The organism is Gordonia sp. KTR9, assembly GCF_000143885.2.
Classification (GTDB): Bacteria; Actinomycetota; Actinomycetes; order Mycobacteriales; family Mycobacteriaceae; genus Gordonia.
Map to the genome: position 1 here is coordinate 103,338 of NC_018580.1, position 22,363 is coordinate 125,700.

Sequence of the window (22,363 nt, forward strand, 5' to 3'; positions counted from 1 at the left end):
GTCTTCGACAGCTTCTCAGCAAGCGTTCGAAGGCCTGGCAATGCCACTCGGTTTGGTCTCGTTGAATTCCCGGCGATGGCGAACCTGTCAGTGTTGACGGGTAGCGTTCGAGAGCTGTCAATGAGGAGGTCCACACGTGCAGCTTGAAGAGTTGAAGCCCGGTCTGCGAATCGAGGGTCTCATTCCCGCAGAGGTGATCACCGTCATCGCTGCCCAGTGGCATGGCACGGACGCACTCGCACTCACCTACCAGAACGCCTCAGGTGGCCTCGGCCAACGGGTTGTGTTCCGCAAGGACCAAGACAACCTCAGCGTCGCGGCCAGCGGGAGCCGCGCGTTCGACGCAACCGCCAGTGACTTCAAGCTCGTCGCCGAGGCCCAGCGCATCTCGCTAGCTGGGCTGTTCGATCCGATGTTGGCTGTCGCGACGAGCGACGTGCAGCCGTTGCCGCACCAGATTCGTGCGGTATACGGGGAGCTCTTGCCGCGGACTCCGCTGCGGTTCCTCCTCGCCGACGACCCAGGGGCCGGCAAGACGATCATGGCTGGCCTCTACGTCAAGGAGCTGTTGCTCCGCGACGACGTCAAGCAGTGCCTGATCATCGCTCCCGGTGGACTGGTCGAGCAGTGGCAGGACGAACTGTTTTTCAAGTTCGGGCTGCGGTTCGATCTGCTGACCAATCAGCTCATCGACGCCAACATCAACCTCAACGTCTTCGAAACCAACCCGCTGCTGATCGCACGCATGGACCAGCTCTCCCGCAACGAGGCACTCCAAGCCCAGCTCAAGGAGACCGAGTGGGATCTGATCATCGTCGACGAGGCACACCGAATGGGTGCGCACTACTTCGGCGGCAAGCTGGAGAAGACCAAACGCTTCCTGCTCGGGGAACTGCTCGGCCAGATCACCCGCCACCTCCTGCTGATGACCGCGACCCCACATTCGGGCAAGGAAGAAGACTTCCAGCTCTTCCTCACCCTGCTCGACCGCGACCGGTTCGAGGGCAAACAGAAGAAGTCTGTCGATGTCACCGGAATCATGCGGCGCATGGTCAAGGAAGACCTGCTGACGTTCGAAGGCAAGAAGCTCTTCCCCGAACGCATCGCCGAAACCGTGCCCTACGAATTGACCGAGGGGGAAAAGGACCTCTACGAGGACGTCACTCGCTATGTTCGCGAGGGCATGAACCGCGCCGACAGGCTCGGCGGCAAACGTAAGAACACGGTCGGCTTCGCCCTGACCGTTCTCCAGCGGCGACTCGCCTCCAGCCCTGAGGCGATCTACAAGAGTCTCGTCCGACGCTCCGAACGGCTGGAGCGCAAGAAGACCGAGATTCTTAACGGCACCTACAAGGAACCCGACGACGTCATCGGCTCAGGTGACTTCGACGAAGATGAATACAACGCCGAAGAGCTGGAGCAACTTGAGGAAGACGTGATGGACGCGGCCACCGCCGCCCAGACCGTCGAGGAGCTCAACGCAGAACTTGTCGAACTCGCTGATCTGATTGCGACCGCCAAGAAGGTCCGCGAGGCTGGCACCGACCGCAAGTGGACCGAACTCTCCACGATCCTTCAGGACAATGCACTGGTCACCGATTCCAACGGTTGGCCCCGGAAGTTCATCATCTTCACCGAGCACCGCGACACCCTTGACTACCTCCAGTCCAAGATAGGCTCCCTGCTCGGCAAGCCCGACTCGGTCAAGGCGATCCACGGCGGCGTCCGCCGAGGCGAGCGGCGCGTGATCACCGAGGAGTTCACCAAGAACCGCGACGTCCAAATCCTGATCGCGACCGACGCCGCCGGGGAAGGCCTTAACCTTCAGGCCGCGCATCTGATGGTCAATTACGACCTGCCGTGGAACCCTAACCGCATCGAGCAGCGCTTCGGTCGCATCCACCGCATAGGCCAGGAAGAGGTCTGCCGACTCTGGAACCTTGTAGCCTCCAACACCCGCGAGGGTGAAGTCTTCACCCGCCTGCTGGAGAAGCTCGACCAGATGCGCCAGACATACGGCGGCAGAGTCTTCGACGTCCTCGGCGAGGCCTTCACCGAAACCCCGCTACGCAACCTTCTACTCGATGCCATCCAGTACGGCGAGCGCCCCGACGTCAAGGCCAAGATGCACGAGGTCATCGACGCTTCGGTCGGGGATGGACTCAAGGACCTTCTCGATGAACGGGCACTGGCGTCGGAGAACCTGGCCGAGGCCGACCTGTATGCACTGCGCGCGGCAATGGACGAGGCACGCGCCCGCAGGCTTCAACCGCACTATATCGAGATGGCGTTCAAGGCCGCGTTCTCTCGCCTCGGTGGCCGCATCGTGAAGCGCGAACGGGGCCGCTACGAGATTGCAAACGTGCCCCAGCAGATCCGCGCCGCCGGAAAAGGGCCAATAGCCACAAAATACGACCGAGTCACGTTCGACCTCGGCAAAGTCCACGCAGAGGAGCTCAGCCGCGCCGACCTGCTTGCCCCAGGTCATCCTCTGCACGACGCGGTCATGGAAGAGTCCGTGCGCCAGTTCGGCGGCTCCCTCAACCGAGGCACGGTTTTGGTTTCCTCGACGCTGGAGGAGACACACCTGCTCGTGGGCGTGATCGAAGAGGTCGCCGATGCGACCGGAGAGTCCGTCGCACGTCGCTTCGGCTACGCCTACGTCGACAGCTTCGGTACCGTGACGCCTGCTGGCCCCGCGCCCTACCTGGACTGCGTGGCGGCACCCGAGAACGCCGTCACCGATTCAGCCCGCACCCTTCCGTGGCTGGCCGATGCTGAAGACAAAGCCACGAGCTGGATCATCGCCAACCAACTCCCCGACTACCTCGCCGACGTTCAGCCGAGGCGCCTTGCCGAGTTGAGTAAGGCACGTGACCTGGTCATCAAGAGGCTCGAAGGTGAACGCGATCGCCTCATCCTCGATGCCGCCGTCGCGGCGGAAAAGGAACGCGCCGGTGAGAAGCCGAAAGAATCTTCGGAGAGCCTGAATCGTAAGGCCGTCGAACTCGACGCCCGTCTACGCAAGAGGCTCGCACTGCTTGACCAGCAGCAGCTCATGTCGACCAAGCCACCACGCATCGTCACCGCAGCACTGGTAATCCCCATCGGGATGTTGGAGGCAGACCTTCCCGCGACCGCGCCGATCCACGCCAAGGAGACCAAGGAGGTCGAACGCCGCGGCGTCGACCTGGTCTTGGCCCGTGAGCGTGAACTCGGTCGTAAGCCCGTCGAGCAGGCTTTCAACAACCCCGGTTTCGACATCCTCTCCACCGACGCCAAGGGCGACACCTACCGCATCGAGGTCAAAGCGCGTATTGAAGGAGCGACCGACTTCTTCGTCACCCATAACGAGGTGATGGTCGGCAAGAACGCCGTCCCGCGCTACCGCCTCGCCCTCGTCCGCGTCGACTCACGCGGCGCCCAGCACGACGAGGTCCACTACCTCGACAACCCATTCGCCACCACCGACCTCGGTGACTTCAACGCCACCGGCATCCGAGGCGATTGGTCCAAGCAGTGGGCAAAAGGGAAGGCACCGTTTTGATGGCATCCAAGTCCTCCCGAAAACGGCGGAACAAGAAGCGCCGCCAGGACGCCAAAGCCTGGCACGCGGACCAACACGTTCGGGTAGCGCTGGACCGTGCCCTTGATACTGCTGAGTTGCTTTCAGAGGTCTTGAAAGCGACCGATCCTGCGGTGGAAGTTGAGCAGCGTATCGACGATGCGGCGACGCAGTTCGTCGAGGGATTCGCTGGCTACGACCCTCTGGGGACGCTTGAGGCCATTCGCATGATGACATTGCCGTTCGCCCCGGCGGGCGTCTCGCCGCCCGCCAGTGCGCAGAGCGGCCCAGCTGTCGCAGAGGTCTTGGCCGTTGTGCTCCGGTGTGCGGAGTCAGAGATGGATTCCGGTGTCGAACCCAAGCGCGTCGATCAAGACCTTTGCGGTGCTATCAGCGAGCGATTCATCCCTCTTGCTCAGGAGCTCCTCAACCTCGGCGCCGTCCGCGACATCCTGTCAGCTCAGAAGTTCGACGCCATGTCGCAGGTGGCCGCGTCTGTACGTGGCAACGGGCGCATGATGCGTGGAACTTCATACCCCGAGATGCAAAATGAGACGCTTCGAGGTCTGTTTGGCGCGCCGGTCGAAGCTGGGCTAAGAGCACTCCTCGGATTCGGCGTCGAGGACGCGCTGTCATTCCTCAACACCTGCGACCAGATGCAGATGGAACAGTTCAACGCGCGAGGTCAAGCTCTCGCCGATGCATTCAATGCGCTCGACGTGAGCGAGGAACGAACGCCCACAGATGACGAGAAGCGCATCGCACTCGAAGGACTCACCGGCATCTTCAATCCAAGTGCTACTCACGCGGCCGTCCCTGTCGCTGACGTGGCTGACCGAGCTGGACTATCGGCCGAGATGGGGACAAAGATTGCAACCTTCTTCGCACCACCTAGCCCGACCGAAACCGCAGGCACCGCGTTGCGGGCATACCTGGATGGCAACTCACCAGTGCGCTCTCATCCAATTGTTCTCCGAGATGACTTGGTGATGACCATCCACCCAGCGCTCATCGCGGACGCGGTGAAGCCGGCATTCGAAGACGCTCTGAAAAACTCAGTTCACTGGGAGATCTACGCGGCCCATCGTGGGAAGTATCTGGAAGACCGAGTCGCGCAGCTTTTCAACACGCTTGTCCCGGGGGTTACCTCGCACCATGGGATCGAGTACCTCGTACCCGCCAACGAGGCCGAGGAAGCCGGCGATCCCGTCGGCTACACGAAGTTGGTAGAGGGCGACCACTTGTTCATCCTTCACGACGTCGCGTTCATCGTGGAGGACAAGGCCATTCCTCTCAGCGATCGCTCGCGGACCGGTGAGCTGAACCCACTGCGCAGGAACCTTGCTACCGCCATCACGAAGGGGGCCGAGCAGGCAGGACGGATGAAGCAGCGGATAGTCGCGGACCACGGTCTTCGTCTCCGAGACGGGAGTTGGCTCGACCTTGCTGATATTCGCGAGATCCACTCCGTTGTCACAAGTCTGGACGACATGCCAGGAATCGCCACCGCGACCGCGAAGCTGATTGGTGCGGGGCTCCTATCGCCAGACAACATTCCCTGGACTGTCTCCCTCAACGACCTCGACCTCATCGCCCAACTCGTCGACCGCGCCGCGGAGTTCCTGCTGTATGTGCGGCGGCGGACCGAATCCAAGGCCACCGAAATGTTCATGGCGGTTGACGAGTTGGACCTCTTCTTACTGTTCTTCCGGATGGGCCTTTACGTCGAGCCCGATCCCGAAACGGCCTGGCGCGAGATGCCCTGGCGGGGCAAGCCGCGCACAGCGGACGTGCGCCGATTCAAGAAGCAGGTTCCCGGACTGGTCACCAGCCAGACAGATGAGCTCGATGCGTGGTTCTCCTCGAAGCACCCTCCAGCCGGTGCGGCGCAACCCGATGCAGTCGCGCCCAAGCCGCGCATGATTCCCTCCCCACTGGCCCCTCTCATCGACTGGCTCCAAGCGAACGCAATCTTTGGATGGTTGAGCATCGGAGCAAGCCTCCTGGATGGCTCGTCGGACGCCCAGCGGCAACTCGCGAGATACCCGATTGACCTGATCAACAACCCTGATCCCGACGGCAAACCGAGAAGCATCGGCCTCCCTTCGGGGCTCACCAAGGAGGATGGCTGGCTGCTCGTATGGATGACGCGACCGGCGGCGATGGACGTCGCGCAGGTAGTCCGCCGAGCGCACGCCTACATGTTGGCGAAGAAACACCAACTCGGGTATCGCCGCGGAGCGTCGTTTGTGTACGACGAACCCAGCGGCCAACCCATCGGCGCCTCGTACGACTCAGGTCAGACGGAGGTCGAACCCGAGGTCCTCGCCGAGGTGGTCGCGTCGCTGAGACCGCCCGGCAGCATCGAAACACCAGCGCAGATGACGCAACGTCGTCGAGCAGAAAGACGTGCCGCCAAGCGAAAGAAGCGTCGACGATGAGGTCGACCGTCTCCGCTGCCCCCTGAGGCCGCCTTCGACGAGGGCTGTCGGTGGCAAGCAAACGTGGTGCGACGTGGACGTTGCCTGAGTTTTCGTCGGGCTTGGCCGATAGGTTTAGATGTGCGGGCTTCACGGCGTAGGTCGCCGTTCAGCTTTGCCAAAGGGTGAGTAGAGGGGTCGATTTGGTTCAGAAGCGCAAGCTGATCGAGGTGGCACTGCCACTGGAAGCGATCAACCGAGAATCCGCGCGTGAGAAGTCGATCAAGCACGGACACCCGTCCACTTTGCACATGTGGTGGGCGCGCCGACCTCACACTGCGGCTAGGGCTGTTATCTTTGCGCAGCTTGTTGATGACCCGTCGGCGCGCCCTGACGAGTTTCCAACGGAGGAGTCGCAGCGGCTCGAGCGTGAACGCCTACACCGCTTGATCGAAAGACTCGCGAGCTGGGACAACAGTAGCGACCGCCGTCTCTTCGCGGAGGCCCTCGACGAGATCCGAAGGTCGTCAGGTGGCGAGCTACCCTCGATTCTTGATCCTTTCGCGGGTGGCGGAACTATTCCCCTCGAAGCGCAGCGGCTGGGCTTGGACGCCACGGGTTCAGACCTGAATCCTGTAGCTGTCCTGATTAATAGGGCCCTTCTCGAGCTGCCCGCTGCAGCGCGGGGATGCCCCCCTTTGTTCCCCGGTGCCATCGACGCCGAGATTCGGTCCTGGCGCGGGCTAGAGGGGCTCGCCGCGGACATTCGAGCATACGGCGAATGGATGAGGGAACGTGCATTCGAGCGTCTTGCGCACATGTACCCGGCTGCAACGACAACCGATGGGCGACGACTGAAAGTCGTGGCCTGGATGTGGGCGCGCACGGTGACCTGCCCCAACCCCGCATGTGCGATCGAAATGCCGCTGACACGGTCGTGGTGGCTTCGAAACAAGAAGGGCAATGAGAGGTATGTGGTGCCGCAGATCGTTGCGGCTCCTGACCACCCATCTGGGCAGCGGGTGGAGTACACAATAGGGGAGGGCGCGACGGGGGCGCCGACTGCGCAGACCGATGGCACAGTCGGGCGCCGCGGCGCGGTGTGCATCGCGTGTAAGTCCCCGGTTGACCTAAAGTATGTCCGCGCCGAGGGGCAAGCTGGACGGTTGTCGCAACAGTTGATGGCCATCGTCGCCGAGGGAAACCGGCAGCGCGAGTACCTCGCCCCGGACTCCGCCCACATCGAAGCCTCGGACGTTCCGGAGCCCGATGATGTTCCGTCACAGGCCATGCCTGACCACAGCGTGAGCCCTTCGACCCACCAGACAATTAAGATTTACGGCTTTGACACGTGGTCGGACCTGTTCACCAATCGGCAACTGTGGGCACTTTCGACTTTCAGCGATCTCGTGAAGTCCGTGCACGAGCAGGTCGTCTGCGACGGTGGTACGCGTGAGTACGCGGATGCTGTTGCCACCTACCTTGCGATGGCGATTTCGAAGCTCGCGGACCGAGGGTCAACAATCGTCACTTGGTTCTTGGGCCGAGAAAGCACACGCAACACTTTCGCCCGCCAGGCCCTGCCGATGACCTGGGACTTCGTCGAGCCGAATCAGTTCGCCGACGGCACCGGGAGTTGGCGGGGCGCCGTTTCCTGGACCGCAGAAGCCCTGTCCGGCCTTCCATCCAACGGAGTCGCGGGGCATGCCGAGACGGCCGATGCCGCGACGCGGACATACGAGGGCTTCGTCGTTAGTACGGACCCTCCGTACTACGACAACATCGGATACTCCGACCTCTCGGATTTCTTCTATGTTTGGCTGCGCAGGTCGCTTCGGGATATCCATCCAGCGCTTATGTCAACGATGCTCGTGCCAAAGGCCGAGGAACTCGTCGCGAATCCGTACCGCCACGATGGGCGGGACGGCGCCAGAACCTTCTTCGAGGACGGCTTCCGGGAAGTATTCGCGCGGGTGCGAGAGTCCGCGTCTGACCGTTATCCAATCACCGTCTGGTACGCCTTCAAGCAGAGCGATAGCGATGAGTCAGGAGCGGCATCAACGGGCTGGGAGACCCTCCTCGAAGGCATGATTCGGAGCGGTTGGGAGATTACCTCGACTTGGCCAAGTCGTTCGGAACTCAGCAACAGGATGATCGCGAGTGGCAAGAACGCTCTCGCTTCCTCGATAGTTCTGTCCCTCCGTCCAAGGAGCGACGAGGCGCTTACCACCGATCGCAGAGGGTTTGTTGCTGCGCTAGTTGCGGAGCTTCCAGACGCCCTCCGCAAGCTACAGCAAGGTCAGATCGCGCCGGTGGACCTCCCGCAGGCCGCCATTGGCCCAGGTATGGCCGTGTTCAGCCGGTACGCCGCGGTTCTTGAGCCAGACGGATCGAAAATGTCTGTCCGGTCGGCCCTGGCTAGGATCAATGAGATCCTCGACCGAGTGCTTAATGAGCAGGAGGGCGACTTCGACTCGCCGACTCGCTTCGCAATCGCTTGGTACCGGCAGCACGGGTATGACGTCGGTGCGTTCGGTGACGCGAACAACCTCGCCAACGCTCGCAACACCACCGTCGACGTCATGGACCGCGCCGGGATCCTCTCCAGCCGGGCTGGCAAGGTGCAGCTCATCAAGGCTTCCGATCTGAGTTGGGACTATGACCCTGTTGCCGATCTCCACACGAGCAACTGGGAAGCACTTCACCACCTCATCAAGGTGTTGGAGCGGGATGGCATCGCACCCGCTGGTGACTTTCTTCAGGTCGCGCTGAGCCGGCCCGATGGGGCAGTCGATGCCGACCTGGTGAAGGAGCTCGCGCACCTGCTCTTCCGAGTTGCTGAAGCTAATGGGTGGACGAAGGATGCTCTCTCCTTCAACAGCCTTGTGACGAGTTGGCCTGAGATTCTCGAAGTTGCCCGCTCCGCGAGGAAACCGACCCAGGCGCAAGGCGCGTTCGACTTCGATGAGGACAACTGACATGGCACTGAGTAACCGCGACCGCGTCGGCAGAATGTTCGAGGCCATCGCCCCGGCACTGGATGACTACATCTCCTCGGTGATCGGCGCAGTAGATCCCAGTGCAGGCGCGAACTGGGTCCAACTCGTCGCGGCCAAAGACAAACACACTGGGAAGGTCTATGACCCTCTCGATCCACAGGTGCAGCTGCGGATGCTCACGGAGTCGGCGATCACAACCAACGTCAAGCCTCGCTGGTATCCGTTCTCCGACACACTCGGTCGAGTGGGCGAAGCGTTCGCGACGGAGCTCAAGAACGCCCGAAACACCTGGGCCCACAACGGTTCTTTCACCGATGACGATGCCTACCGCGTCCTTGACACCGCGGAGCGGTTGATGCGTCTGCTTGCCAAGCCGGGTGAGGGTGACCTGATCAAGGGCATTCGTCTCAATCTCCGCCGCGTGACCGCCGACCGCGACGACAAGCGAGTCTTGAAGGCGGCGGTCGACAATCCCGAGGCCGTCGGGGGGCTGAAGCCTTGGCGAGAGGTTCTTCAGCCTCATGATGATGTGGCGACGGGCAACTTCCATGCCTCTGAGTTCGCGGCTGATCTGTATAAGGTTGCGACGGGAGGCGAGGTCGACTCGGACTATTCCGATCCTGTCGAGTTCTTCCGCCGCACGTATCTAACCGAGGGCCTCAGCGACTTGATCGGTCGGGCGGTGCGGCGTCTTGCCGGAGATGACAACGTCTCTCCAGTCATCAACCTTCAGACTAACTTCGGTGGCGGCAAGACGCACTCGATGCTCTCTCTGTGGCATATTGCCGCCGGGCTACCGGTGGGCGAGTTCCCGCAGGCAACCCAGGAGTTACTGATCGCAAGCGGCTACCAGGGAGACAAGGTCAATCGCGTCGCCATTGTCGGTAACCACTTCAGCCCGTCCGGGGTGGTCAAGGACGACGGTACTCAGGTCAACACGATTTGGGGTGAGCTTGCGTGGCAGCTCGGCGGCGCCGAGGCGTTCGCCCTCGTCGCTCGCTCCGACGCTGACCGCACACACCCCGGCGAGAAGCTCCACGAGTTGCTGAGCACTTACGCTCCCGCTGTCATTCTGATCGACGAGTGGGTGGCCTACGCCCGATCACTCGTCGGCCGCGATGATCTCGCCGGCGGCACGTTCGACGACCAGTTCACCTTTGCTCAGTCGCTGACCGAGGCAGCCAAGGGCACTTCGGGTGTCCTGCTGGCGATTTCGATCCCTGCCTCCGAAAATGGCGACAGCGGGGACAAGACCGTTGCTGGAAACGCCGAGGAGGTCGGTGGTGCCCATGGCTTGGAGGCGTTGAAACGACTCCAGAACGTGGTACGTCGCGTGGCTGACCAGTGGCGGCCGGCGTCGTCGGATGAGGCGTACCACATCGTCAAGCAGCGGCTGTTTAAAGACGCTGACGCCGCCGCGCTCGCTTCCATCGGTGCGACTGCGCGAACCTACGTCGAGATGTACCGCAAGTACACCGACGACTTCCCGCGCGAAGCACGCGACACCGCGTATGAAGACCGCATCAAGCGGACCTATCCGATCCACCCGGAGATGTTCGACACTCTCTACGAGGAGTGGTCGTCCCTTGAACGCTTCCAGCGCACGCGTGGTGTGCTGCGCCTGATGAGCACTGTCATTCACGCCCTCTGGACGGGTGAGGATGCATCGCCACTGATCATGCCCGGATCGATTCCGCTCGCCACGGCGAATGTGAATGCCGAACTGACACAGTATCTTCAGGACTCCTGGAAGACGATCATCGACGCCGATGTCGACGGGCCTAACTCTGAGCCAGGACGCATCGACAAAGAGAAGCCGCTGTTCGGGCAGCGTGCCCTCACCAAGCGGCTCGCGCGCACCGTGTTCTTCGGTGCGGCGCCGACCATCGCGCCGGGTTCGACCCACAAGGGCATCGGTACTCAGCGCGTGTTCCTTGGCACCGCGGTACCTGGGGATGTGCCTGGCAACTTCCATGCCGCGCTGACGCAGCTCGGTGATCGAGCGACGTACTTTTACTCGGGGTCGGGAAAGTACTGGTATGACTTGCAGCCCAACATCACCCGTACCGCAAAGGATCAGGCGGAGCGTCTGCACAAGGAGGACGTCTGGGCGGAGATCGTCCGCCGCCTCCAGAGTCAGGGCCGCACCCGCGGCGAGTTTGCTGGCGTCCACGTCTGCCCCGAAAGCAACGCCGATATCCCCGACACCGACGAGGCGCGGCTGGTAATCCTTCACCCAAAGGTTGCCCACAAGGGCAAAACGGAATCTGACGCAAAGGCGTTCGCGCAGAAGGCCACTGAGCAGCGGGGCAGCGCCAACCGGACCAATCGCAACATGGTCGTCTACCTGGCCGCGGATGAGGCTCGTCTCGAAGAACTCGACTCCGCGACCAGGGACTTCCTCGGCTGGAAGCATGTCTTGGACAACGAGGCCGACCTCGACCTGACACAGAACCAGAGGAACCAAGCGGCGCAACGTCGCGATCAGGCCGACCAGACAGTGACCGCGCGCCTGCTACAGACGTTCACCTGGGCGCTGGTGCCGACGCAGCCGGAACCCAGCTCGCCGTTCCTGATCCGTGAGACCAGAGTCGAGGGCCAGTCGGAGTCACTGGCCGAGCGCGTTTCGCGTCGACTTGGCAACGACGGCGATCTCTCAACCCGACAGGCAGCTGCGACGATCCGGTTGGCGATCAACAAGGTTCCGCAGATCTGGAAGGACGGGCACATCTCGCTGGGTGCCCTGTGGGGGCTCTACGCGCAGTATCCGTACATGCCTCGGCTCCGGGATCGGAAGGTACTCGACGAAGGCATTGTCGACCTGCCGATGATTTGGTCGACCGATGGGTTCGCACTCGCTACCGATTACGACCAGGCGGCTGGCCGCTACATCGGTCTGTGGACGCCCGAGGACAAGGGCGCTGCGCCTGTTGCCACCGACACATTGCTACTCGTTCGACCCGACGTTGCTGAGAAGCAGCGCTCGGCAGAACCTGGCCCCGGTCCGAAGCCGGGACCTGGCCCTGTGCCGCCGGGCCCGGGACCCGGACCGACCCCGCCGCCCGGCCCCAGCCCTAGGGTGGACATCGTTTGGCCGACACGCTTTTACGGGGTGAAGACACTCAACTCCGACAAGATTGCGCTCGAGTTCAAGAACGTAGCCGAGGAGGTGCTTGCACATCTCCGTTCGGGGGCGAACACCAACGTGACAGTACGGATTGAGATAGAGGCGACTGACTCCGACGGCTTCAACGAGAACCGGGTTCGAACCGTCTCTGAGAATGCCAGGACGCTCAAGTTCGACCAGTCGGGTTTCGAGGAAAGCTAGTTCAGAGGATAGGGAGCAGTCTGTGACCGACAGTGAGGGCGATCAGGAGGATATGCAGGTAAGCAACGAACTGCTCGCCATCCCCGTTGACGACCCGATCCGCCAGCAAGCAAGCAATGTGGTCGAACCGCCCGTCGATCCCCAGCTTGAGTTGCTTCCTACAAACTTGATGGATTGGGAGGACTTCGAGCGACTCCTGTTAGATCTCGGACGGCACGAACTGGGGCTGCGTTCACTGAGTTACTTCGGGAAGCGAGGGCAAGCTCAGAAGGGGCTCGACGTTGTCGGCACAAATGCCCACGGAAAGTGCGAGGGCATCCAGTCGAAGCGCTACCAGAAGTTCACAGTCGCGCATTTGGACTCCGCGGTGGAAAAATACACGCGATCCGATGTGCCTTTCACACTCGTCCGACTCGTCGTTGGTGTCAGCGCCAAGGTAGATGATCGCGCCGTGGTGGAGCGCAAAGCGGTTCTTAACGAGCAACATCATCCTGTAGACATCGATGTTTGGGATCAGTCACGGATATCGGAGATGCTGCGGGATAAACCCGAGATCGTGATCAAGTACTTTGGGCTTCGCGCTGCTGAGCGCTTCTGTATTCCACACGTGCTCGTCCCCGTCGAGATTCCGGGGGCTGATGCTGTAGCAACGGCAGACGCCGTTCTGCTCGGGCCGCTAGTAAGTACCGATGCCCAAAGACTTGTCGATAGAGCAAACGATATCGCCAACGATGATCCTGGTGCGGCACTTGAGCTCTACCAGGAGGTGCAGAAGCGACTAGCAGCGGCGGGGTTTCCCGGCCACGCAGCAGAATTTGATGACACAGTGGTGGCGCTGTCTATTCGAACAGACCAGGCCGAGACTGCAATACGGCCGCTGATGGACGCACTGTGGGTGGCGGAGGGTAAAGGTGACTCGCTTGGCGTTGACCGAGTTGGTCGCAGGTTACGCGATCTCGCCGACCTCCCTGAGTTCGGACCTACGCGCAACAAAGTGCCTCGAACGCCAAGACTTGGTGCTGCGTTCGAGATTGCAGACTTCGTTTCGGATCAGATGCATACGCCGATCCCGACGCGTATCGAGATTCCGGCAGAAGCAATTGCGCTCTCCGAACTCGGAGACCGGGCCCGTGCGATTGCCTTCGCTGCTGAACGCGCGCTAGGCAACGACGATCTGACTTGGCTCGTTGAGCACCAGCAGCAGATCGAGTCGACCGCAGCCGAGATAGACGTCAGCAACATCGAGTTGGCAGTCCGGCTACGTTTAGCGATAGCCGACGCGACCGGAGAGTGGACCGACTTAGTGCATACTGCGAGGACGCGGATGCGTCGCGACCTCAAAGCTCTAACGCTTGCACGATTTGCCCGTCACCGGCTGCTTCAGGCGGCTCCGGCAGAGGCAGACAGCGAGTGGCGCGACGCCATCGGTGAGGCGTGCTTAGCGCAGCGACACGCGGACGCAGCGGACTGGCTCTATAGTCAGCGCTTCGTCGCGAATCGCTACCGTGGATTCGTCGAAGACACGTGGCACCCTCTTGCGCAAGCGCTATCCGACTTGCCCTCGCGGCCAAGAATCGTCACAACTGCGACTAACGCGCGGGAGCGCGCATTCGCAGCGATGCATTACGACGAGCCGAGAGTTGCTGTGATCAATCTCCGGAGGCTGCTCCTCGACGGGATTAGATCGGCGTCTTTCCACGACGAACGTGAAGCTCGTCGGCTGCTCGGCGAGACCTACCGCAGCACGGATAATCTGGAGTTGGCGGCTTACTACACAATCGGGGCAGGTGATCCGAAAGCGGCGCGCGCAGTCGCCGCAGCATTTGGTGACGTTTACCACGATGTCACCGAATGGATGAGGAGTCCGCTGTCATGGGTGGCAGCGTCCGCCCTGCAGTTCGCCACCGAACAGGCTGACCTCATACCCGACGAAGATGTCGATACCGTTGCTGAGCTAGCACTAAGCGCGATCAACGAATCCGCGGCAGGTACGCGCCTCGACTCTCCAATGTTGAGTCCGCAGATCTATCTGTCGGCCTATGGTCTGCTCGCCGAGCTAGCAGAGCGTCTCGCAGCACGTCACGCCCAAACGCTGCTCGAAATGCTTGCTGACGCGGTTGTCGTGAAGGAACATCACTACCGGCGCACGGATGAAAGCCATGTCGAGATCGCGGCAGGCGTAGCCCGGGCCCACAACGGTGAACTTCGGGATACTGCTCTCGAACAGCTGGTCGGACTGTATGCACGCGAGGCGCACCCATTTAGAGCTTCTGCTCGCAATGTCCTAGTAGACAACCTGGACCAAGTTCGCGATCGCCTGCAAGAGATGGCTAACAACGGCCGCCGTGACGCTGGTGCACTGCTCGGATATAGCGATCCCGAACACGTATCGGCGGAAGCGGCCAAGGCCGCAGCGGAGCAATTATGCACACAAACGACGAACGGACCCAATAGGTTTGGGACGGGGACACGAGCTGTGGACGACTCGCTCGTCGCAGCCGTACTACCAGTGGAGCAGCGTGTTGTCTGCATAAAGGTGCTTTTGGCGAACGCGTCTTCGCCCTGGGAGCCGTCATCGAACCGGGACAGCTACTTCATCGCAGCAAGCAATTTAGTCGACGGCCTCGATCAGGAGCATCGCGCTCAATTCTTCAGCACCACAATGAATTTTGTCTCCAGCCCACCTACTTCTCAGGCAGATGCGTTCAACGCGTCCATGAGCAATCCGCTTGGCGCGATGCGCGTCAACGACCGAAGTGACAGCCGTCCGGCAGCAGCGTTTCTTGCAGGTAGGCTTGCTGAATCTGCTGGCGAGAAGCGACTTGTGCGCGATGCAGCGCTGCGCCTCATCGGCGTCGGCTCGGATGATGACTATCGAATCGCCACCGCCCTCCAACTCGTTCAATCTGAGCTCGGCGACAGCATCGGCCTGTTGGCGCAAGGCAGCTGGACACTCCGAAGTCTGGCGGCCATCTTGTGGGCCGAATCGGCTGACATGCCGGACGACTTGGGGCGTGTACTGAGCCAAGATCGTGATGTTCGTGTCCGACGTGCGCTGGCACGTGCGTTGGCTGCGGCAGAACATCGGCAGGCCTCAAGCGCCCGAGGCATTCTTCTACGCGACCCGCGGTGGTCCGTCCGCTCACTCGTGGATGCAACCGTACAGACAAGCGACAGTGAAGATTGACAGTGCATGCCGACACTCGGTGAAGTTGTCGAAGTACCCCCCACGATTCTTGTCAATCTTCGCTGCATCTCGACACGATGATTGTCGAGATGTCGGCGAAGAGATCTGAGAACCAAGCTTCGAAGAGTCCTCGCACGTCATTGGGTCAGAACTCGCCGAGGTTCAAGCTGCCGTCGATGGCGATGTAGCGGCCGATCAGACCTGCACTTTGCTCGTACTGGGATGGCTCGTCTGAGCAAACGCGTCTAGCCGTACTCGGCAAACTTGAGACCGTGCAGGCTGTTGACCGGCTTCCGTGAGGGTGCGCCGAACTTGCGCGCGACGGTGAGCCACCGCGGTTCGGTGAAGGCTTCGGTGTCTCCGAGGCGGCACGCTACCGCGCTATAAGTGACCGATGCACAGCAGTCCTTCGATCCCGATGTTGCGATCGAGTCGGCACACCTGATCCGAACGGAAGAGGTGGCGGCGTCCTCGGAAGACGTTGACGCGCAGTGGCTGGCCCGTGCTGACAAGGTAGCGCTCACCCACCGGCGCTGCTATACACGCGGTAGTCGAAAGTGTAGGGGGCAATAATGGCAGACCAGGATGTCGTACAAGAGATGGTTGAGGTCGACGTTGCCGACCTAGCCTCGGTCGAGGAACTCGCCGCAATCGAGGGTGTGACGATTGAACGAGTAGTTACTCGAGGGCTTGATCCCATCACAGGCACAACCTTGCTTCTCATAGGGACGACAGCCGCAGTCGGCGCAGTGGTCTATATGCTAGAGCGCCGAAAAGGCGGCCAAGTAATTGATCTTCGCCCGGGCGTTACCGATCTTCTTTACCGGGATAAGTCGTTGATGTATGGATTGGTCGTGATAATCACGGCAGATGGCAGCGTTTCGGTCGAAGTTAAGGAGCCAAAGGGGCTGCTGGGACAAGTGGTCAGCGAACTTATCTCAGCGACAGCAGAGATCGCGGGGGACATCACAACAGAGGCCGTGGCCAAGAAGGTCAGCGAATCGCTCGGAAATGAGGTCAGCTTCAGAGTCGAGATGGGATAGCGAGCCACGGAGCGTCACAGTATATTGCAAAGTTGCCAGAAAGTAGAAGATGGGCGAATCTGAGCGATCAAGAGTCCCCGGCAAGAATCTCTATGAGACAGTTCTTAGGATCGAGCTCACGCGTCAAGGTATACCGCGGTCTGTGTTTGCAGAACTTGACGATTCTTTCGGGTCCATCTTTGATTGGGGGATAATCGACGAGTCAAATATTCTGCGCGGCGATTATCCCCCAACGCTAAGTATGACGACTCTGCTCAATTCCTGGATGCTTGAAATTTTGCAGGCGGCATGGGCACTGAAGGCGACGCATCCTGAGATCCCTATCGACCCAGAAGCCTGGATGTCGCGGGATCATTGTCAGATCTACTGCGGACTGTGGCCGGACAACACGGTCAACGCGAGATGTCAGAAGATCGGTGACGTAGCTCTGGTATTGGTGAATACCGGCTTGCTCAGATTGCTTCATCGTGTTAGCCGGATCGTCTGTGGCACTCTGGGATTTATCGATGAAAGCCATGAATACCACCCACCGAGCCTGAGTGATCAGGATGCCCGAGATTACTACAGGAAGGCATTCACTGACAGTTTAGAACGAGGAAGTATCTCGGAACCAGCGTTTGAGCTTGCGCTCGAGAATGAACGAAGCGCGCTGAGATACTATTCATGGGGTTTACGGTTCGTTTTGGCGCACGAGTTGGCTCATATTCTGCTTGGCCACCTCACATTTCAATTTGCTCACGAATTTGCGCCTGGTTATGAGGCACCCGCGGATCTGGCTTCCCGTCTCGATGAACACAATGCAGACGTCTACTCGAGCATCCTCCAGCATATTTGCTTTGAGCAGCCCGACGATCGATCGTTCTTTGGTCAAATCTTTTTCTTTGAGATCTCCGATGCTCTTTGGATGCAGTCGCGGGGCCTTGGTTTGATAGCTCTGAATGATGACCGGCGTGTTGCACAGCTGCTCGAGCGACGGAGGGAAAGCCACCCCCATCCTGCAATGAGACGCGCGCAGTGCATCGAGGCCACCGCAAGAATTGCAGGAATCGATGAATTCCCACACTCTGACGGATTGATAGAAACGTTCTCATTTCTCAGTGGCTACCAAGAGATAAATCGGGACCCAGTCAGCGTTGCGACGATTGTAAAGCATGCCGGAGAAGGGGACGCAGAGACTTTTCTGCGGATATTCGTACCTGAGACGTTTCCAAATGGGTTGCGACGCCTGTCGCGCAAATTTTGGAACGAGTTCTCGACAAGCTTTGAGGAAGCACGCGGCCTTTTGTCCTTGGCCGCAGTGAGCTACCTGTCGCACGAGCAGACGCATCGTATGGCGATTTCGGAGCAGTCTCAATATGTGCTCACAAACGCATATTCCGCCTTTCAAAGAGGTCAGATGATCGAGGCAGATGAGGATAGATACCGGCGAGCAGCTGAATTCATGGTGACTGTTAGATCCGCAATCCCCGAGTTAGAGAGGGTACTTCTGTTTGGTTTGCAGGTTTCCGCCTCTTACCCGGACGCACCTCAAGAATAATTGCCGTCGGTGATAGCACGTGACGTACGTGAGCACGCGCAGAGCACATGAACTTCACCGGATAGTATGGGGCCTTTCGATCCCCGGGCGGCTGGCGATGGCAGCATGTGGGAAGCCACCCCGGAGGGGGTTCTGGTCAGCCCGTCACTCGGGGGGTGAGCTGGTCACGCGACTGATTTGTGCGTCGCGAGCCATCTCTTCGAGAGCTGTCGTGTGCAATTCGCCCAGGGCTCGAGCTTGAGCGGGCTCGTCAAGGGTGTTCGGCAGGTTCAACAGCGAGCGCACGTCGTGCGGAGTGAAGCGTGCGACACCGTCGGCGTCGCAGTCTTTGTCGAAAAGTCCCAGTTCAGGAGTGAACCGAAACAGTCGTCCCATCCATTCGTACTTGGGGTCCTCCCAGCATTCCCAGGAGGCCCCCGGCGCGCGTTCTTGCAGGCTCGTGGCGATGTCCTCTGCCGAACCGCAACGGACTTCCGGGCCGAGATAGGTAGTACCAATCACCAGCACACCATCGGCGGCGTCTTCGCAGCCCAGGTCGTATGCGTCGATGATGTCAAGGATCTCGGAGACCTCGCTGGCAGGGCAGTGGGCAACACGTAGCTGAAAGCACGTTCGGTCGGCCATGGCGTTCTTCTCCTTCAGGTGGGTTCGGATGTCAGATCTGCTGACTACTAGGGCGTGGTCAGCGGTAGAGCGAGATGATCTAACCGATGCGCTGGTCACCGTGCGCTCGCTACGCGAGCGCGAGAAGTCTCGGAGCAGTGGGTGTGAGGTGGCCGAGAACCGGCCCGATAGCGGCGCGGCCAATGATTCACCGAAGGCGCCCGAGGAAGGACGCGACAGAGCGTTCCAGATTGCTCGTGGGCGATCTCACCCTCCGAGCATTAGTCGAGTTCGTCAACTGTTGAACAGACTAGAAACGCCGCCCCGTAGGTGTACGGGGCGGCGTTTCGGGTGAGAGGGTCAGCGGCGTGGAGTGAGGGTGCTGTGGCCGATGACGACAGGGCCGAAGAAGGTGCGGCCATTCAGGAAGTACCGCTGCCCCTGACCCGAGTCGATGTAGCCGCTGCGCGGCGTGTTGTGGATTCTGTAGTGGATCGGGCCGGTCGGTCCGTAGACGGTCAGCACCTTGCCCCGAACGGTGGCCGGCGCGGACGACGGAATGCCGAACGACGTCGTCGTGAAGGTGTATTTGCCCGGGTTGACTGCAGCAGAAGCGACGGGAGCGGTGGCGCTCACTCCGACGGCGGCCGCGAACGTCGTGACGACGGCGGCTGCTCCCACAGCGATACGGCGCTGGAGTTTGTTCTTCATGACGTTGGTGTCCTCCCGACATCCCGCGTCGCCGAATGGCGACGACTTTTGTAACGAGATTATACGGAAGTTCTGGCATGTCGGAGCCGGGGAACGGCGCAGTTCAACGTCGGTACTGTTACGTGACGGCGAAAAGACAAGAGCCGCGGCAATTGCCGCGGCTCTTGGTCACCCACCGAACTCGGGGGAGTCCTTCTTCGAGGGGCCGGAAGGTTGTCTGTCTGATAACGAGGCGACTTTCGCAGCAATTTCGGTGCGCTCCGACTCGAGGAGCTCCTCAAGACTGACGCCGGCAGGACGGCCAAGGCGCTGTCCAGCTAGGTGGTAGACCGAGCCGAGCTCCCGAGTGCCTAGCTGGATGACCTGTCGGACAGGCCGACCGCAGGGTTCGCCCGCTGGCAACTCACGCCATACCAGCCGGTACTTGGGCCTGTCGTTGGGATCGGTCTGTATGTAGACCTTGTTGCAGTCGGACAAATCCGGGTAGGTGCTCATCTGATCGAGTCGGCGCTCGGGGATCGTGCCATCACGGATGGCCTCCAGAGCGTTCAACGTGACCATGAGTAGGCGACGCGACTCGCCTGTCGGGTTGCGACCTGCGTCTGCCGCGAGACTCTGTAGGTCTCGTTCAAACTCCGGATGCAGAGACAGGTCGTACGGCGCACCCGCCATGCTCAGTCCTTATCGGCGCTGGAGCGCCGGCTTGCCCACTGCTCACCGAGTGGGCCAAGAGACCTTGCGAAAGCGTCGAGATCGGTCTCCTCGATCTCTGTCGTATCGGCGTTGTGAAGCCGGTGGTGAAGCTCGGAGTAGAACGAGTCCTCCGCGTCCAGGGCCCGGCTGTCGTACTCACGCAGCCGAAGGAGATCGGCGATCGGGATCAAGGCTGCTACGGGTTGACCGGACGCACCGATGACCATCGGTTCGGGGAGACCTTCGGCGAAACGTGCAATCATTCGAAGGACCAGGCCGGGCGCTTGCTCCAGGGGAATGAGATTGAAGGAACCGTCGTTCTGGTTGTTGGTGTCGGGCATGGTGTTCCTTTCTGGATAGAGGAAGCCTGGGCGTTCCTCGAACGAGGCTTCTATGAATGCAGGCACTTCACTGCGGGTCATCTCACCGGCTCCGACGCCCTGAACATGGCGACCCGGTTTCTACGCTCGACCTCCACGTTCTTGAAGTGTTCCCGAAGGTCTTGTCGCAGACCTTGTTCGGTGTCGCGCCTGTTGCCAAACACTCCAAGTGCATTACAGCCCCGCATGAGCGCACGGCCGAGATAGTTGTGTTGGGCCTCGCCCAGAACCGTTGCACCGAAGAGCGTCCCGCGGTCATCGGTCAGATGAGCCAGGTTCGCGATTGCTTCTCGCTTGCTGTCGCGATCGTCTGGCAAACAGTGCAGAACGTAGTTTGCCGCGACCGAACGGAACCGACGGTTTGGAAGCGACGTGCGTACGAGGATGTCGGCCACATGAGAGGTTGGACTCGAGGAGCTCAACCTTTTGGCGACGTATTCGAGCGCGGAAGGATTCGGATCGATCAAGTTCAGATCAGTCCACGTGGTAGTCCGCTGCTCAGCGGCGAGAAAATACCCCGAGCCGACTCCGACTTCGACGTGGTTCGCACTGATGTTCTTCCGATACATCGCGCGCAGTTCGTCAGCGGTACAGCCCCACGCGTACGGAGACGTGAACCGCAAGACGAAATAGTCGTATAAGCGCAGGTTGATGCCGCGATATGCGGCTGCGCTACGGGGGAGAGATACAGGATCAGAAACCGGCACGACACTCTTTTCGGCAGCAGGAAACGATGAAGCAGGTACGAGCCCAAAAGGCTCTCTACTTCCTTCGCTCCCACCAAGCGGGGTCGTCAACCGGGCGGAATCTACCAACATTCGTTGGTAGAGCGTGTGCGACCCTACCGGCGGTCGGCCGTGAGCGTCAACTCGGACTTGTCGGACGAATCGAGACAGTGGCGGCTAGTTTTGTCGCACCGGATAGCCGCGAGGCATTGACGTCATAGCAGCGGAATGTCCCGCTGGTGGTCAGCAGGCTGAGACGTCCAGACGTCGTTTCTGCGCCGGACAAGATGTCGCGCACCATCCCCGCTGCCACTCCCTTGCTGGACTCATGAGGGACTGCCTTGTGGGTGTCAGGATCAATGAGGATCTCGGGTGGCCTCTTCCCCATGATCCCGACGACCGCGATCGGCCACCAGTACGCCGTGACAACCCACACGCCGTCGGCGGCCACTGCCCGGGCTGCCGCCGCGGCCGGTGAATCCACGGGCGGCGCCGAGGCCGTCACATCCCATGTCACCCCACGCCACTCCTTGCGGTCCTCGTTCACCACCACCTGGGTCATTGCGCGAAACGCGTAACGCTCGTCTTCCCGCAGTACTGTCGGCCGCAATTCGATCTGCTCGCCATCGCGCGGACTGAGGATCATGTGCGCGACGCGGTCAATGTCGATGTCATCCATCGCCATCAGCCCGGTGATCGTCTCGAACTCGTACTCGACGCCGTCGACCAGGTCTAGGCCGTAGAGGTCGCCTACCCCTGGGCCGTACATCGCTACGGGCGGGCTCGAGGCGATGTTCCAGCTCCAACCGGCGCTCATTGGAGGGGACGTCGGGACTTCGCCCTCGTGCCCAGTCCACAGCCAGACCGCGAATACCTCGCCACGACCCGACAGCACCGGAGAGCCGATGCTGAGGTAGCGCTGACCTCGTACGGGGATAGCTTCACTGACGACGGGGCGCTGCTCCGCAATGGCGCGGCGTACCGTTCGACGCGCGAGATCGACCAGCGGTTTGCGCGGTTTCCCTAGAGCTCTGTGCAGCTGTTGCCCGTAGACTGACTCGCCATTCCCTGTCACGATGATCTCGTCCGGCGCGCGACTAGTCGTCATCACGCGGTCAATCTCGCCACGAAACGTCGTGACCAGCAACCATTCAGGTGTCGGCATATCCATT

13 protein-coding genes are annotated in these 22,363 nt (G+C 60.8%); 7 read left to right on the plus strand and 6 right to left on the minus strand.

The window, feature by feature from the left end:
* Positions 1-136: 136 nt before the first annotated feature.
* From KTR9_RS00470 to KTR9_RS27190, 7 genes are all read left to right on the plus strand, one after another.
* Positions 137-3,547, plus strand: coding sequence for a helicase-related protein (locus tag KTR9_RS00470; RefSeq protein ID WP_014924724.1), 3,411 nt, complete (start codon positions 137-139; stop codon positions 3,545-3,547).
* Positions 3,547-6,006 (plus strand): hypothetical protein, encoded by a 2,460-nt coding sequence (locus KTR9_RS27850; protein ID WP_014924725.1) that lies wholly within the window; start codon positions 3,547-3,549, stop codon positions 6,004-6,006. The genes KTR9_RS00470 and KTR9_RS27850 overlap by 1 nt, the downstream gene beginning before the upstream one ends.
* Before the next feature lie 182 nt (positions 6,007-6,188).
* Positions 6,189-8,963, plus strand: coding sequence for a DUF1156 domain-containing protein (locus KTR9_RS00480; RefSeq protein WP_014924726.1), 2,775 nt, complete (start codon positions 6,189-6,191; stop codon positions 8,961-8,963).
* Between the two features lies 1 nt (position 8,964).
* Positions 8,965-12,312: a DUF499 domain-containing protein gene (locus KTR9_RS00485; protein WP_044505526.1), complete on the plus strand. Its 3,348-nt coding sequence runs from the start codon at positions 8,965-8,967 to the stop codon at positions 12,310-12,312.
* A 22-nt stretch (positions 12,313-12,334) separates the two neighbouring features.
* Positions 12,335-15,499, plus strand: a complete 3,165-nt coding sequence (locus tag KTR9_RS00490) for a hypothetical protein (RefSeq protein WP_238553840.1) — start codon at positions 12,335-12,337, stop codon at positions 15,497-15,499.
* A 572-nt stretch (positions 15,500-16,071) separates the two neighbouring features.
* On the plus strand, positions 16,072-16,542 hold the full coding sequence (locus KTR9_RS00495; RefSeq protein WP_014924729.1) for a hypothetical protein: 471 nt from the start codon (positions 16,072-16,074) through the stop codon (positions 16,540-16,542).
* Positions 16,543-16,684: 142 nt separating this feature from the next.
* Complete coding sequence (locus KTR9_RS27190; protein ID WP_148281121.1) at positions 16,685-18,079, plus strand: hypothetical protein; 1,395 nt, start codon at positions 16,685-16,687, stop codon at positions 18,077-18,079.
* A 144-nt stretch (positions 18,080-18,223) separates the two neighbouring features.
* On the opposite strand, the gene KTR9_RS00505 is transcribed toward KTR9_RS27190, so the two are convergent.
* From KTR9_RS00505 to KTR9_RS00530, 6 genes are all read right to left on the minus strand, one after another.
* The gene (locus KTR9_RS00505; protein ID WP_014924731.1) at positions 18,224-18,703 is read right to left on the minus strand and encodes a hypothetical protein; all 480 of its coding nucleotides are present in this window, start codon (positions 18,701-18,703) and stop codon (positions 18,224-18,226) included.
* A 339-nt stretch (positions 18,704-19,042) separates the two neighbouring features.
* The gene (locus KTR9_RS00510; protein ID WP_014924732.1) at positions 19,043-19,393 is read right to left on the minus strand and encodes a hypothetical protein; all 351 of its coding nucleotides are present in this window, start codon (positions 19,391-19,393) and stop codon (positions 19,043-19,045) included.
* A gap of 168 nt (positions 19,394-19,561) precedes the next feature.
* The gene (locus tag KTR9_RS00515; RefSeq protein WP_014924733.1) at positions 19,562-20,065 is read right to left on the minus strand and encodes a hypothetical protein; all 504 of its coding nucleotides are present in this window, start codon (positions 20,063-20,065) and stop codon (positions 19,562-19,564) included.
* Between the two features lie 2 nt (positions 20,066-20,067).
* The gene (locus KTR9_RS00520; protein WP_148281122.1) at positions 20,068-20,508 is read right to left on the minus strand and encodes a hypothetical protein; all 441 of its coding nucleotides are present in this window, start codon (positions 20,506-20,508) and stop codon (positions 20,068-20,070) included.
* Positions 20,505-21,173, minus strand: a complete 669-nt coding sequence (locus tag KTR9_RS00525) for a class I SAM-dependent methyltransferase (protein ID WP_044505529.1) — start codon at positions 21,171-21,173, stop codon at positions 20,505-20,507. The genes KTR9_RS00520 and KTR9_RS00525 overlap by 4 nt, the downstream gene beginning before the upstream one ends.
* Positions 21,174-21,330: 157 nt before the next feature.
* Positions 21,331-22,362, minus strand: coding sequence for a hypothetical protein (locus tag KTR9_RS00530; RefSeq protein WP_014924735.1), 1,032 nt, complete (start codon positions 22,360-22,362; stop codon positions 21,331-21,333).
* Between the last annotated feature and the right edge of the window lies 1 nt (position 22,363).